The organism is Nocardia sp. NPDC004718, from assembly GCF_053601535.1.
In genome coordinates this window covers 1-14,031 of record NZ_JBSGCA010000012.1, presented here as the reverse complement: position 1 = coordinate 14,031, position 14,031 = coordinate 1, and the positions used below count along the sequence as shown (strand labels likewise).

The 14,031-nt window shown below is 68.4% G+C and carries 13 protein-coding genes and 1 tRNA gene; 4 read left to right on the top strand and 10 right to left on the bottom strand.

Annotated elements, in window-relative coordinates; genetic code table 11:
* Positions 1–140 precede the first annotated feature (140 nt).
* Both ACWEH3_RS11365 and ACWEH3_RS11360 read left to right on the top strand, forming a co-directional pair.
* Positions 141–1,097, top strand: a complete 957-nt coding sequence (locus ACWEH3_RS11365) for a YihY/virulence factor BrkB family protein (RefSeq protein WP_450024283.1) — start codon at positions 141–143, stop codon at positions 1,095–1,097.
* A gap of 132 nt (positions 1,098–1,229) precedes the next feature.
* Positions 1,230–1,658 (top strand): low affinity iron permease family protein, encoded by a 429-nt coding sequence (locus ACWEH3_RS11360; protein ID WP_450024281.1) that lies wholly within the window; start codon positions 1,230–1,232, stop codon positions 1,656–1,658.
* Positions 1,659–1,704: 46 nt separating this feature from the next.
* Here ACWEH3_RS11360 and ACWEH3_RS11355 read toward each other — a convergent pair whose 3' ends face one another.
* Positions 1,705–1,854, bottom strand: coding sequence for a hypothetical protein (locus ACWEH3_RS11355; protein WP_450024279.1), 150 nt, complete (start codon positions 1,852–1,854; stop codon positions 1,705–1,707).
* A gap of 384 nt (positions 1,855–2,238) precedes the next feature.
* Between ACWEH3_RS11355 and ACWEH3_RS11350 the strand changes: the two genes are divergently transcribed.
* Positions 2,239–3,189, top strand: coding sequence for a helix-turn-helix transcriptional regulator (locus tag ACWEH3_RS11350; RefSeq protein WP_450024277.1), 951 nt, complete (start codon positions 2,239–2,241; stop codon positions 3,187–3,189).
* 41 nt (positions 3,190–3,230) lie between these two features.
* Here the strand turns inward: ACWEH3_RS11350 and ACWEH3_RS11345 are convergent, their stop codons facing one another.
* The 6 genes from ACWEH3_RS11345 to ACWEH3_RS11320 form a co-directional block, all read right to left on the bottom strand.
* A complete protein-coding gene (locus ACWEH3_RS11345; RefSeq protein WP_450024275.1) occupies positions 3,231–4,052 on the bottom strand; it encodes an RNA polymerase sigma factor SigF in 822 nt (273 codons plus the stop codon).
* Between the two features lie 90 nt (positions 4,053–4,142).
* The gene (locus ACWEH3_RS11340; RefSeq protein ID WP_450024273.1) at positions 4,143–4,640 is read right to left on the bottom strand and encodes an STAS domain-containing protein; all 498 of its coding nucleotides are present in this window, start codon (positions 4,638–4,640) and stop codon (positions 4,143–4,145) included.
* 150 nt (positions 4,641–4,790) lie between these two features.
* Positions 4,791–5,468 (bottom strand): PAS and ANTAR domain-containing protein, encoded by a 678-nt coding sequence (locus ACWEH3_RS11335; protein ID WP_450024271.1) that lies wholly within the window; start codon positions 5,466–5,468, stop codon positions 4,791–4,793.
* 293 nt (positions 5,469–5,761) lie between these two features.
* On the bottom strand, positions 5,762–6,763 hold the full coding sequence (locus tag ACWEH3_RS11330; protein WP_450024318.1) for a PfkB family carbohydrate kinase: 1,002 nt from the start codon (positions 6,761–6,763) through the stop codon (positions 5,762–5,764).
* Between the two features lie 370 nt (positions 6,764–7,133).
* Positions 7,134–7,209: transfer RNA gene (locus ACWEH3_RS11325), tRNA-Gly, on the bottom strand.
* A 70-nt stretch (positions 7,210–7,279) separates the two neighbouring features.
* Positions 7,280–8,494, bottom strand: coding sequence for an MFS transporter (locus tag ACWEH3_RS11320; protein ID WP_450024269.1), 1,215 nt, complete (start codon positions 8,492–8,494; stop codon positions 7,280–7,282).
* Positions 8,495–8,587: 93 nt separating this feature from the next.
* Between ACWEH3_RS11320 and ACWEH3_RS11315 the strand changes: the two genes are divergently transcribed.
* Entirely contained in the window at positions 8,588–8,917 is a 330-nt protein-coding gene (locus ACWEH3_RS11315; protein WP_355070134.1) for an ArsR/SmtB family transcription factor, read from the top strand.
* 21 nt (positions 8,918–8,938) lie between these two features.
* Here ACWEH3_RS11315 and ACWEH3_RS11310 read toward each other — a convergent pair whose 3' ends face one another.
* The 3 genes from ACWEH3_RS11310 to ACWEH3_RS11300 form a co-directional block, all read right to left on the bottom strand.
* Entirely contained in the window at positions 8,939–9,361 is a 423-nt protein-coding gene (locus tag ACWEH3_RS11310) for a hypothetical protein (protein ID WP_397076555.1), read from the bottom strand.
* Between the two features lie 146 nt (positions 9,362–9,507).
* Entirely contained in the window at positions 9,508–10,848 is a 1,341-nt protein-coding gene (locus tag ACWEH3_RS11305) for a M16 family metallopeptidase (RefSeq protein ID WP_450024316.1), read from the bottom strand.
* 38 nt (positions 10,849–10,886) lie between these two features.
* On the bottom strand, positions 10,887–13,163 hold the full coding sequence (locus ACWEH3_RS11300; protein ID WP_450024266.1) for a polyribonucleotide nucleotidyltransferase: 2,277 nt from the start codon (positions 13,161–13,163) through the stop codon (positions 10,887–10,889).
* Between the last annotated feature and the right edge of the window lie 868 nt (positions 13,164–14,031).

The following is a 14,031-nucleotide window of genomic DNA, read 5'->3' as shown; positions in this document are numbered from 1 at the left end:
CGGGGAACAACGGATTTTCCACCCTCCGCGCACCGTGCCCAGTACCCGCCGAGTGAGCAGAAATCATCGAACATCGCTGCCTGCGAATCTGTTTCGGAGCCCACCTGCCGGGTATCCGCCGCAAGCGGGAGGTGAGGCGGGTGGCGCAGGGATTGCAGAAAAGGTTTACGACGCGACGCCGGCTGCGCGGGCCGGCGGATCTGCCGTGGCGGTCGTGGTGGGGCGCGGTCGAGCGGTCGGTCGGCGAGTTCCAAAGAGACAATCTCACCGACTGGGCCGCGGCGTTGACGTACTACAGCGTGCTGTCGCTGTTTCCAGGGTTGATCGTGTTGACCGCAGGGCTGGGCATGCTGGGACGCGACGACACCAAGGCGCTGATCGACACCATGCGCGAGATCGCGCCGGGCAGCGGTACCGATCTGCTCGTCGACGCGGTGAACAACATAGAGCAAGCGCAAGCACCGGCAGGACCGCTGGCGTTGCTCGGGTTGGCGTCGGCGCTGTGGACCGCGTCCGCTTACATCGGCGCGTTCATGCGCGCGACCAACGCCATCTACGACATCGCGGAGGGACGCCCGGTCTGGAAGACCGTGCCGGTGCGGGTCGCCCTGACCGCCGCAGTGGTGGTCCTGCTGGGCGCCTGCACCGTCGGCGTCGTCGTCAGCGGTTCGCTGGCCGAGCAGATCGGCCGGTGGCTCGGCCTCGGGCACGCCACGATCACGGTGTGGGGCGTCGTCAAGTGGCCGGTGATGATGGCACTGATCGGCCTGGTCTTCGCCCTGCTGTACTGGGCGGCGCCGAACGTGCGGCAGCCCGGATTCCGCTGGCTGACGCCCGGTAGCGCCATAGCCGTCCTGCTCTGGGCGGGCGCGTCCTGGGGATTCGCGTTCTACGTCGGCCACTTCGGCTCCTACAACCGGGTCTACGGTTCCCTCGGTGGCGTGGTCGTCTTCCTCGTCTGGCTGTGGATCTCGAACATCGCGATCCTGCTGGGGGCGGAACTCGATGCCGAACTCGCGCGTGCGCGCAGCATCGCAGGCGGCCACCCCGAGGAGGCCGAGCCATACTTGCCGCCGCGCGACGAGCCCGACGAATGAGCAACAACCGCAGGGGTTTCGCGCGGAAGCGCCGGCGCATCGGTGACGCAGCCACACCGCACAAGGCGTTTGAACCCGGCTGACCGAGGTAAGCCGAAGCCCGTCTGGATCGGCATTTTCGAGAGGATTCGCATGGCTCAGCGCACTGAAAACCCATTCGCCGGAAAGCCCGCGACCATGCCGTCGGACATCAAGGGGAAGCTGTCGGTGTTCGACCGCTTCGCGACAGCGGCCAGCGCACTGGCCTCCAAAGCGGGATTCTTCGTCTTCTGTGTGATCCTGGTCCTGGTATGGGCTCCGACGATCTTCCTCCTGCCGAGCGTCGACACCTGGCAACTGGTCATCAACACCGCGACGACGATCATCACGTTCCTGCTCGTCGCGTTGCTGCAGAACACCCAGAGCCGCTCCGACGCCGCCATCCAGCAGAAGCTCAACGCCATCGCCGACGGGCTGGCCGATCTGATGCGCGAGCTGAGTCCCGAGCACCCCGAACTCCTGCGTCACCGCCGCGAACTCACCGACGCCGTGGGACTCGAGAACCGGGAGAGCGCGGGATGATCGGCGCGCAGGCCGACAGCAGCCGGCCTGCGCGTCCGCCGATCCGTCACCGCTGCTCGGTGTCGCCGCTCTTGTCGGCTTCCCGGATCGCTTCGGCGAGTTCGCGGCGCAGGCGCTCGGCATTCGCCTCGTCGCCCGCGTCCGAGGCGGTGGTGATGTCCTGGCGCAATTGCGCGATCGTGTCCTGCGAAACCATAGGACCTCCTCGTCTCTCGGGACGGCGTTGTAGAAGGACGCCACCGCGCCCCTCGTGGTGAGGGTGGCCGCTGAGGTGCGGACGAAACACGTCGATGCCCACGCCACGCGCGCATCCCGTCCCAGGTGCCCGGTGCGAACGCCGCGCGGCGGGTAGAGTGGGAGTCGCCCGACGGTTGAAACGCAGCCGAAGCGGGTATTCACCTCATCTCGGTGCGTGCGGGATCGGAGCCTCGTCGCACTGTGTGGTACCAACCGCGCGTGCCTACCTGCCTGAATCGACCACGGTTGTGACCAGTCCGTACGTCGAAGCAGAGTAGCTCGACAAACCTTTACGACGTGCTGGGCGGGATGCCGTATTCGAAACAGCAGGAGTGTCGCAGCAATGGAGTCATTGGCCTTCCACAGCGACAGTTTGGGCGACACAGAGGAATTCCTCAATTCCAACTACACCAGGATGCGGATCGGCAACAGCACAGGTGTGGCGGTGCGCACGGACATCACCCGGAAAATGCTCGGTCCGGTGAGCCTGGATGATCTCGACCTGAGCTTCGACATGAAGTACGACGCTCAGCCGCTGGGCAAGATCTGCCTGTGCGAGGTGGACTCGGGGTCGATCGAAGAGAACTACGCCGACGGCACCGACTTCTTCCAGCCCGGCGAGCTCGGACTGCTCACGCCACCGGACCTGCCATATTCCGGGGTGATCCACCACGCCAGCTACCGCATCACGATGTTCGATCCCGCGCTGCTGACCCGGGTGGCAGCCTCGATCCCGGGGCACGACCTGGAGCCGGTGCGCCTGACGGGCCATCGCCCGATCTCCGCGGCCGCAGGGAAACACCTGTCCGACGTACTCGGGCATATGCGCGGTCTCGCCGCGGATCCTGTGGCCAGCAAGGCGCCGCTGATCGCGTCCACCGCCGTGCAGTATCTGGCCGCCACCGTGCTGCACGCCCTGCCGAGCACCGCACACCAGGATCCGACGGCGAGCGACCGCAACGATGCCCATCCCGACACCGTGCGGCGCGCAGTGGCGTACCTCGAGGCACACGTGTGCGACGACATCAGCGTGACCGACATCGCCGCCGCCTCCTATGTCAGCGCCCGTGCGCTGCAACTGGCGTTCCGCCGCCATCTCGACACCACGCCCATGGCGTATCTGCGGCGGCTTCGCTTGCGCGGGGCGCACGAACAACTGCGCGACTTCTCGCCCGACGACGGACACACGGTGACCTCCATCGCCGCGACATGGGGCTTCGCTCACCCGGGACGATTCGCGACCGCCTACCGCGGCGCGTACGGCCGAGCACCGCTCACGACCCTCAGCGCGTGACGCTGGGGCATTCGGCCCGGGACGAGTCCGGATGACCTCGGTCAGTCCCGCATGGCGCGCTCGCGCAGCTCGGCGAGCGTCCGTGCCAGAACGCGGGAGATGTGCATCTGCGAGACGCCGAGCACCGCGGCGATCTGCGCTTGCGTGCGCGATTCGAAAAAGCGCATGTGCAGCACGCACCGCTCACGCTCGGGCAGTTCGGCGAGCAGCGGAGCGATCGCCAGGGCCTCGTCGGTCAGCTCGTAGGACGGATCCTCCTCGCCGAAGGTCTCCGCTACCCGGACCGAGGTGCTGCCGGTCTCGTCGTCCTCGACGACGGCGTCGATCGAGTTCGTGGAATAGGCGTTGCCTGCCAGCAGCGCTTGCGTGACTTCCGTCAGGTCGAGATTCAACTCCACGGCGATCTCCAGAGCGGTCGGCATCCGTTCCAGGCGCTGGGAGAGCCGCTCCACGGCGGGGCCGATGGTCAACTGGATCTCCTTGATCCGGCGTGGCACTCGGACCGCCCAGCTGTGGTCGCGGAAGTGGCGGCGCACCTCGCCCATGATCGTCGGAACCGCGAACGACAGGAACGACGGTCCCCGCGCCGGGTCGAACCGATCGACCGCGAGCACCAACCCTACAGCCGCGATCTGGTACAGATCGTCGTAGTTCTCGCCGCGACCGACGAAGCGACGGGCGATGTGCTCGGCGAGCGGCAGGCACCGTCGCAGAATCGATTCCCGCAATCCTGGGCGTTCGGGATCGTTCTCGTCCATCGCGGACAATTTCTCCAGCCACGGTTCGATGCCGTCGTAGCTGTCGGTTCCGCGCCGCGTCCGGCGGGGTGTGGCGGTCCTGTGGTTCGTGGTCGCCAATGACATGAGCTTCCTCGATTCCCGTTTTGCAGCTATCGACGCGCTCACCGGCTGGTTAACGAGGCGATGATCGGGGGGTACCGCCCGGCGGCTGCCTCAAGCGCTCGTGGGCGGTCTTGTTCGTAAATCGGACGGCCGACAGCGTGGATCTGCGTTCTCGGGACCGCGCGTCAGCGCCGGACGCCGCCGGAGCGGAACTCCGGACGCACGGCACTCGCGCGGGTCGTGGGCGCCGCCGTGTACCGCGGGCGCCGGGCACGCGACGACCGGCACGCTCCGTCCCAGTCCGAGGACGTCCACGATGCGCCGCACGGGGCCGTCGTCGGGCACGGTCGTGCCGACCGAGATGCCTTCTCGCGCACCCCATCTCGCCAGCCGCAGCACCATACCGACGCCCGCGCAGGAAAGGAAACGCAGGCCGCAGAGGTCGATCACGACCGAAGTGGGATTCGGCGTTGTGTCGCAGTGGTTTTCGACGACATCGACGATCGCGGTGAAGCACTCGTCGGCGTTCGCCGCGTCCAGTTCACCGTACGTCACCACGAGCAGACCGTTCGCGGTCCGGATGCCTTTCACGCCGTACTGACAGCTCATGCGCACCTCCCGCGGCCGGTGTCGGCACGAGACCGCATGCTCCAGCCTGACAGCCATCGACGGTGCATGTCAGCGCGATAGACGAAGTCCCACGGAACATCGGTCCGAAAAACGAAATGCCCGCACCGCCGGGGGCCGCCTCTCGCAGGATCAGTCGGGCGGTATCCGGTGATGGACGGTGAGCAGGATGTGGTCGAACGCGGCGACCAGGTCCGCAGGTGGCGGCGGGACGAGCGGAAGTTCGGCGATCAGTTGCTGGGCGAGCGCTCGCAATTTGGTGTTGGTCTCCTGAGAACGCCAGCGCAGCACTTGGAACGCCTGATCTGCGCTGATCTGATAGATGCGCATGAGCACCCCTTTGGCCTGCTCGATCACCGCGCGATTCTCGTAGAGTCCGGGCAGGGTCGCGGCGAGTATGGCTTGGTGCGCTTCGGCGATGGTGTCGGAGAGGTCGACGTAGAAACCGGAGGTGCCGACGGCGGTGCCGGTGTCGTCCAGGATCCGGTCGGCGACGACGAGCACGGTGTGTTCCTGACCGGACAGGTCGATGAACCGGTGCCTGCTCGAGAAGGTCTCCCCGCGATCGATGGCGCGCTCGATGATCTCGGCGACGTGCGTGCGGTCGTCCGGGTGCTTGTGCGCCAGCAACAACTCCGTAGTGGGCTCGATCTCACCGGGCCGGTACCCGTGCATGCGATACACCTCGGCCGACCATTCCCAGCGACGGGTGGCGAACCAGAACCGGAAGCTTCCCACCGCGGGCTGGTCCGACGGTGTGGAGCTATCTGCGAGCACATCGGACATGTGGGGTTGCACGTGTTGAGTCATGAATGCAATGCCTCTCCGAGGTACAGGGGCTTGCGGCCGCGACGCCACGGCACCGCCGCCATCCCTTCGACGGGATCGCGCGGACACGGGCGCGCTCGGCCGAGAATCCGCTGTTGACTCAACGGCCGGCGCGCGCACATCGTGACGGCAGCCGGTGACCTGCAACCCCAGTATGTCATCCGCGTCGGGCTCGGGCACGAGGAGGCTCGGTTACCGCCGGAAAAGCGAGGCAGGATCAGGTTTCCGGACTTCGGGGTGATCGCCTGGCACACAAGGGTTTCGAAGCCGGCGGATCAGGTCCACAGCCGGTCCCAGGCGACGGAGACTTCGGAAACCGTGGCTGGTTCCGTCTCCGAGAACGCGGCGGCGGCGCCCGACCCGACGAACTCGGCTGCCGCGAGCACCGCACGGCGCACCGCGCTCTCCGGTCCACGCCCCTCGGCCAAGCGGGCTGCCGCGGCAACGGCGAAGCTGTCCCCCGCACCGCAGGTGTCGGTGGCATCCGGTGCCCTGGCCACGGACGGAAGCGGGATGCGCAGGCGTTTGCCCGACGCGCGCAGGCAGACGAGGGCCCCTTCCGTTCCGAGGGTCACCGCGATCGCCCCGACAGCCCACCCTTTGGCGAGCCTCCACAGGTCCGGTCCGTCGTCGAGCCGCCCGGACAGCAGGGTGAGCGCTTCCGCGTGATTCGGGGTGACCAGGGCCGCGCCCGGGATCGGTAAGGGTCCGCGGGGATGGGGGTCCCAGACGATCGGAACGTGGTCGGCGTGGGCGCGCAGCAGCCCACGGATCTGCGGGTGGGCCGCGGCGCCACGACCGTAATCCGAGACCAGGACCGCGCGCGCCGCCGCCAGCACGGCGACCGCCTCTTCGGGGAGCACGTCGGCGCGGACCCGTCCGGCCCCGGAGTCGATTCTGGCGATCAGGTTGGGCCGCCGGGACTGTCTGGCACGGGCGTGGCCGTTCGGGACGGCGCAGGGGCCGATCGCCCGCACTCGCTGCTTGCAGACCGTCGAACCGCGCTGGGGAAGGGCGATGACCCGCACGTGCGAGTCCAGCAGCCCGCGCAGCCGGGCAGCCGCCTCGTCTGCCGCGAAGCCCGCGATCAGCACGACTTCGCGCTCCTGCGCCGCGGCGAGCCGGGCCGCTAATCCCGCGCCACCGGGCCGGAACGTCCGGTGCGCGACGTCGACGACGGGAGCGGCAGTATCCGGGCTGCATCGGTCGGCGCGGCCCTCGACATCGATGTCGAGCAGCGCGTCGCCGATCACGACGAGCGGGCCGCCCGCTGCCATCACGGCCGCTCCGAATGGAAAGGCCCGGTCGAGTCGGCCGACAGGTGCCGGGCTTCGGCGGCACTCCCGCCACGGCCGTCGACACCGGATCCGGCCGCCGGGCCCGCGTGCTCGGACACCGTGGCGATCTGCACTGCTGCCTCCGTTCGCCGAGGACGATTGGATGGAACGCGCAGTTACCGATCCGGGCCTCACGGCGAAGCCCGCACGTGCGGACATGCCCGGACCGACCGTGCCGAAACATTCTGATACACGTTTCACGCCGGTTGGCCGGTACCGCGCCACCGGACAGCAGGTCCACCGGGGGATGACAAGTGACCATCGACTGAATGTGATCGCGGGAACCCGGCGGAGCGGCCGGGTGAGTTCGTGGAGCGGATGACGGGATTCGAACCCGCGACCCTCACCTTGGCAAGGTGATGCGCTACCAGCTGCGCTACATCCGCATTCGCATCACGATGACCGCGATGCGACACAGAACATTAGCGGACACTCGTGGCAAAAAGCCAATCGCCGCTATGCCCGTACGACCCCGGACCGGTCGCGGCGCAGGCCGAGACCGGCCGCGATCAGGCAGGCGACGGCGACGACACCGACGAACCACGGGAACACGGTGCTCAGACCCCAGGTGGTTGCCGCCCAACCGGCCACGATGGTGGGCAGCGCCATGGCCGAATAGGCGAGCAAGTAGTACGCCGACATGGTCTCGCCGCGCTTGTGCTGCGGCACGACATCCGACAGGTGGCGCAGCGATCCGCCGAAACCGAGTCCGAAGGTCGCGCCCAGCGCGACGCCCGCGGCGAGCACCACCATCCAGTTGTGTGTGGCCAGCGCGGGCACCGTCAGCACCAGCGCCAGCGCCATGCCGGTGTCGCCGAGGATCGCGGCCCGCCGAGCGGGCACGCCGGTCGCGAACAGTTGCGCGGTGGCGCCGGAGAGGGCGGTCGAGGCGACGACGGCGCCGCCGAAGACCAAGTTGTGGATGCCGGTCTGCTGCGTGGCCAGCGAGGGGTACAGCGACAGCAGCACGCCCAGCACCGACCAGGCCGCCATCACGCCGATGGCCGAGAACCAGAAGTCGGCCCGAATCTCCGGCGGCACGGCGGGTTTCGCGATCCGGATGCGCCCGGCCACCCGGGCCGAATGCGGTTCGCGCAGCGCGAGCACGCCGACGCCGATCGCGAGGCAGACGACGGTGATCACGACGTACGGCGTCCGCAACGGATGCGGCGCGTACTGGGCCAGCAGCGCCGAGCCCAGGATCGCCACCGCCATTCCCACGTTGAACGCGACACCGCTGAGTTGCCCGGACCGCGCGCCGCGGTGCGGACGCAGATCCAGCAGCGCGGCCGCGCCCGCGACCACGGTCGAGCCGACCGCGACGCCGTGCAGCGCACGGGCCAGCAGCAGCATGGGCACGCTGTCGGCGAGCACGAACACCAGCAATCCGGCGACCATCGTGGCGAAGGCGCCGAGCAGCACCGGTTTCCGGCCGACCACATCGGAGATCCGCCCGGATACCAGCACCGCGCCCAGGGCGGCCACCGCGTAGACCGCGAACACGATGGTCGTGGTGAGCGGCGAGAGATGCCACTGTTTCTGATAGATGCCGTAGAGCGGCGCGGGAACGCCCGAAACCCCCAGCGCCACGCCGCTGGCCGCCAGCACCAGGGCGTAAGCCCAGCGCTGTGAGGCCTGCTCGTCGACGGCCACCGCCATCGTCGCTGCCATCGGAACTCCGATCAGGTAGGTTTGATGATGATCGAACAGCAGTCGACGATACATCCGGTACGACGATCATCAAACCCGAGAGTGAGCCAGATCATGGTCGATGTCCGAGACGCGGACCAGCAGGCGCCCCCGGTGGCCACGCTGCCCGCGGTGCTGAGCGCGCTGCAGGACCCGGTGCGCCTGGAAATGGTGCGCCGGCTCAGCAACGCGGGAACGGCGGTCCGCTGCGGCGCGCTCTACGAGGTGATCAACAAGTCGACTGCCACCCACCACTTCAAGATCCTGCGCGACGCGGGCGTGATCGAGCGCCTGGTCATCGACGGCCAGACCTGCCAGCGTCTGCGCACCGACGACCTCGAGTCCGCTCTGCCCGGACTGGTGCCGACGATCGTGGCGGCCGCCAACCGCGCCCGCCCGGAATGACCCGGCCGAGCGGGTCTGCGGTCAGCAGTTGTCGAAGCGCCACTGCCCGTCGACGAATGTCCAGGTCTTCGGCTTCGAATCGTCCTGGGCGGCGCGGGCGTCGAAATTCTTGACCGTGACCGTCCCGGTCGATCCGGAGGTGGTGACGGTGATCTCCGACGGCTTCGACTTCAGGTCCCTGCCGTCGTACAGCTGCGCCATGGACGCCACGTAGTCGTCCTCGTTGAGCGTGAGCCTGCAACGCGCGGAACGGAATCGGTACGCGGCGGCGTAGTCGTGACTCGCCAGCGCCTCGGTCATCTTCGTGGCTTCCGTGCGCAGTGCGGCCTCCGTCGGCTCACCCGGCTTGCCCGCGTCCGCGTCCGTTCCGCCGCACCCGGCCAGAACGACGACGGGCAGCGAAACCGCGCCGAGCACGCGAAGGGCACGACTTGTTCGGTTCATCTCGACTCCTTGCCAGAGATCGCCGGATCCGACACCCGGACAATCGAGTTCAGCGCCCTCCGGCGAAGAACCGACGGCCGGGCGGCCGAAACAGTATCGCGGCAGGGGATGCTCCGCCAAGCGGCAACCCCGCGCCCGTGTGCCGATCAGCTCGGCACCAGCCGCCGGACGGCAGCGGGCAGATCACGGGTGCGCTTGTACGGTCCGGCGACCGACGCGGCGAGCGGCCGCGCCAGCAGGGTCCGCGCGACGGCCGACACTTCCTCGGTCGTGACGGCGTCGATGCGGGCCAAGGTCTCCGACACGGTGCGGTGGTTGCCGTAGCTGAGTTCGCTGCGCCCCAACCGGTTCATACGCGAGGCCGAATCCTCCAGACCGAGCACCAGCCCGCCGCGCAACGAGCCCTTGGCGCGGGCGCACTCGGCGTCGCTGATGCCGTCGGCGGCGACTTCCTCCAGCACACCGCGGGCCAGTGCCGCCACCTGACCGAGGTTCTCCGGCTGGCAGCCGATGTAGACCGAGAACGCTCCGGTGTCGGCGAAGGTGTCCACGCTGGAATACACCGAATAGGCCAGTCCGCGCTCCTCCCGGATGCGCTGGAACAGACGGGAACTCAACCCGCCGCCGACCACGGTGTTCAACACCGAAAGCGGCCAGCGCCGGTCCCCTTCGTGCCGCCCGAAGGCGCGCACGCCGAACGCCAGATGAGCCTGCTCGCTGTCGCGATGGCTCCAGTGCAGCTGCGGGTCGCCGTGTGGGCGGAACCGGCCCTCGCGCCGCGGGGCGGGCGCCGCCGCCGGGTCGAGCCGGTTCTCGAAGGCACGATGCACCAATTCCACGGTGTGGTCGTGTTCCACGTTGCCCGCGACCGCGACCACCATCCGGTCCGGCCGGTAACGCCGCAGGTGGAACGACCGCAGCTGCGCGGCCCGCATCCCCTCGATGGATTCGATCGAGCCGATCACCGGACGCCCGATCGGATGATCGCCGAACAACGCCGCCAGAAAGGAGTCGCCGACCAGGTCTTCGGGGTCGTCGTCGCGCATGGCGATCTCCTCGAGCACCACCTGTCGCTCCACGTCCACGTCCGAAGCCCGGCACAAGCCGTTGAGCACCACGTCGGAGACCATGTCGACCGCCAAGGGCAGGTCGTCGTCCAGGACATGCGCGTAGTAGCAGGTCTGCTCCTTCGCGGTGAACGCGTTCAGCTCGCCGCCGACCGCGTCCATCGCCTCGGCGATGTCCAGGGCCGACCGCGTCGGCGTCGCCTTGAACAGCAGGTGCTCCAGGAAGTGGGCGGCTCCCGCGACGGTCGGGCCCTCGTCCCGCGACCCGACACCGACCCAAACACCCACGGACGCCGAGCGCACCCCGGGCAGATGCTCTGTGACCACCCGCAATCCGCCGGGCAGTACGGTACGCCGCACGCCGCTGTCCGAGTCCGCCCGCAACTCGAGTGACGAACCCCCCCGCCCGGTGCTGAGCAGAGGGGTTGTCGTCTTCTTCTTCGTCACAGAGACAAGTACTACTCGGTCCCGGCCGAACCCGCATCGGCCGCGTCGTCGCCGGTCTCCTCGGCGTTCTCCTCGACCGGCACGAGCGAGATCTTGCCGCGGTTGTCGATGTCGGCGATCTCCACCCGCAGCTTGTCGCCGACGTTCACCACGTCCTCGACCTTCGCCACGCGCTTGCCGTTGCCCAGCTTGGAGATGTGCACCAGACCGTCGCGGCCCGGCAGCAGCGAGACGAACGCGCCGAAGGCGGTGGTCTTGACGACCGTGCCCAGGAATCGCTCGCCGACCTTCGGCAGCTGCGGGTTGGCGATGGCGTTGATGGCGTCGATCGCGGCCTGCGCGGACGGGCCGTCGGTCGCGCCGACGAACACGGTGCCGTCGTCCTCGATGGAGATGTTGGCGCCGGTGTCCTCGGTGATCTGGTTGATCACCTTGCCCTTGGGGCCGATCACCTCGCCGATCTTGTCGACCGGGATCTTGATCGCGGTGACGCGCGGCGCGTACGGGCTCATCTCGTCCGGGGTGGTGATGGCCTCGGCCATCACGTCCAGGATCGTGGTGCGCGCGTCGTGGGCCTGGCTCAGCGCGCCGGCCAGCACCTGCGACGGGATGCCGTCCAGCTTGGTGTCCAGCTGCAACGCGGTGACGAACTGGCGGGTGCCCGCGACCTTGAAGTCCATGTCGCCGAAGGCGTCCTCGGCGCCGAGGATGTCGGTCAGCGCGACGTAGCGGACCTCTTCCTCTCCCTGGTCGTTGGTGATGGTGTCCGACACCAGACCCATCGCGATGCCGGCGACCGGAGCCTTCAGCGGCACACCGGCGTTGAGCAGCGAGAGGGTGGAGGCGCACACCGAGCCCATCGAGGTGGAGCCGTTGGATCCCAGCGCCTCCGACACCTGACGGATGGCGTAAGGGAACTCCTCCTGGCTGGGCAGCACGGGAATGAGCGCCCGCTCGGCCAGCGCGCCGTGGCCGATCTCGCGGCGCTTGGGCGAACCCACCCGGCCGGTCTCGCCGGTGGAGAACGGCGGGAAGTTGTAGTGGTGCATGTAGCGCTTGCTGGTCTCCGGGCCGAGCGAGTCGACCTGCTGGGCCATCTTGACCATGTCCAGCGTGGTGACGCCCAGGATCTGGGTCTCGCCACGCTCGAACAGCGCCGAGCCGTGTGCCCGGGGCACCACAGCGACCTCGGCGGACAGCGCGCGGATATCGGCCAGCCCGCGGCCGTCGATGCGGAAGCCGTCGGACAGGATCCGCTGGCGGACCAGCTTCTTGGTGACGGCGCGGAACGCCGCGCCCAGCTCCTTCTCCCGCCCGGCGTAGTCGTCGGCCAGGCGGTTGAGCACGGCGAGCTTGATCTCGTCGATCTTCGCCTCGCGCTCCTGCTTGTCGGAGATGCTCAGCGCCTCGCCCAGCTCACGCTTCGCGGTGCCCTCGACGGCCTCGTACACGTCCTGGCCGTACGGCGGGAAGAGCGGGAACTCCTCGGTGGGCTTGGCGGCCAGTTCGGCCAGGTCCTGCTGCGCGCGGCAGAGGCGGGCGATGAACGGCTTGGCGGCCTCGAGCCCCTCGGCGACGACGGTCTCGGTCGGCGCCTGCGCACCGCCATCGACCAGCGCGATGACGTTCTCGGTCGCCTCCGCCTCGACCATCATGATCGCGACGTCACCGGACTCGACCACGCGGCCCGCGACGACCATGTCGAATACCGCGCCCTCGAGCTGCTCGGTGGTCGGGAAGGCCACCCACTGGCCCTCGATCAGCGCGACGCGCACGCCGCCGACCGGGCCGGAGAACGGCAGGCCCGCGATCTGGGTGGACGCGGACGCGGCGTTGATGGCCACCACGTCGTAGAGGTCCTTGGGGTCCAGGCTCAGCACGGTGACCACGACCTGGATCTCGTTGCGCAGGCCGTCGACGAACGACGGACGCAGCGGACGGTCGATCAGGCGGCAGGTCAGGATCGCGTCGGTGGAAGGGCGGCCCTCACGGCGGAAGAACGACCCGGGGATGCGGCCCGCGGCGTACATCCGCTCCTCGACGTCGACCGTCAGCGGGAAGAAGTCGAACTGGTCCTTGGGCTGCTTGCCCGCGGTGGTGGCCGACAGGAGCATGGTCTCGTCGTCCAGGTAGGCGACGACCGAACCGGCGGCCTGCCTGGCGAGGCGTCCGGTCTCGAACCGGATGGTGCGGGTGCCGTAGCTGCCGTTGTCGATCAGCGCTACGGATTCGAACACGCCCGGCTCGACCTCGACGGCCGAGCTCTTGCGTTCAGTTGTTTCGGTCATTCTTCTCTCTCAACCTCTCGTCTTCGCCGGCTCCAGCGCACGCTGGCGCGATCCGGCTGTCGTCAGCCGTACCGGGTACGGACGCGCGGCAACCCTCCTGGCTGCGGCGCGCACACCCGGCCGAATCCCCTTGGACACGGCGACGCGGAGGCGGTCATCGATCGAAGCCCGACGGCGCCAACTCGCTGCCGATAGGCCACTACCGAAGACCGACGCCACGCGACGGGTGCATACGGCTGTGCAATGTTGTCGTGCGACGGGGGCGATACGCACCCCTATACACATATAGCCAACGGTGCGATTGTACGTCTCCCCATTGGCCGAACCAGCGACCGCCTCGGACACCCCGTGTCGAGCAGCCGCCTACCACTCCGTCCCCCGGCGAACCGGACGCCGGTGGACGTGTTCGGAAACCGCGCATGTCACTTTTGAACCGCGACGTCCGCGAACACCCCGGACATGGCACGCGCCGGGCCCACCCGATCCACGTCGAGTCGGACGTGAACCACAGTTCACGACGAAATCGCCGTCGAGATCGCGTAGATGTGCACCGCCGTGGAAAAACGGCGAAAACGCTACGAGTGACAGTTCACAGCGACCCGAACGTCCAGGGCAGGATCTACCCACCGACGAGGGTTCACCCGACGGCGAACAACATGCTGAACAATGCGGCCTCGCTGGAGCGAATACTCAGCGGGACAACGCGACCCCGTCACGTCAGGCATACATCCATACCCGCCTTCACCGCCCCGCGCGCTCAGCTCACCTCGACCACGTCTTCCGGGCGAAGCGAGACCGAGCATCCGCCGTTCGCGGCCCGGCTCGCGTCCGAGCGGCCGCCGCGTCCGCGACGAAGTCGCCAGCGGTG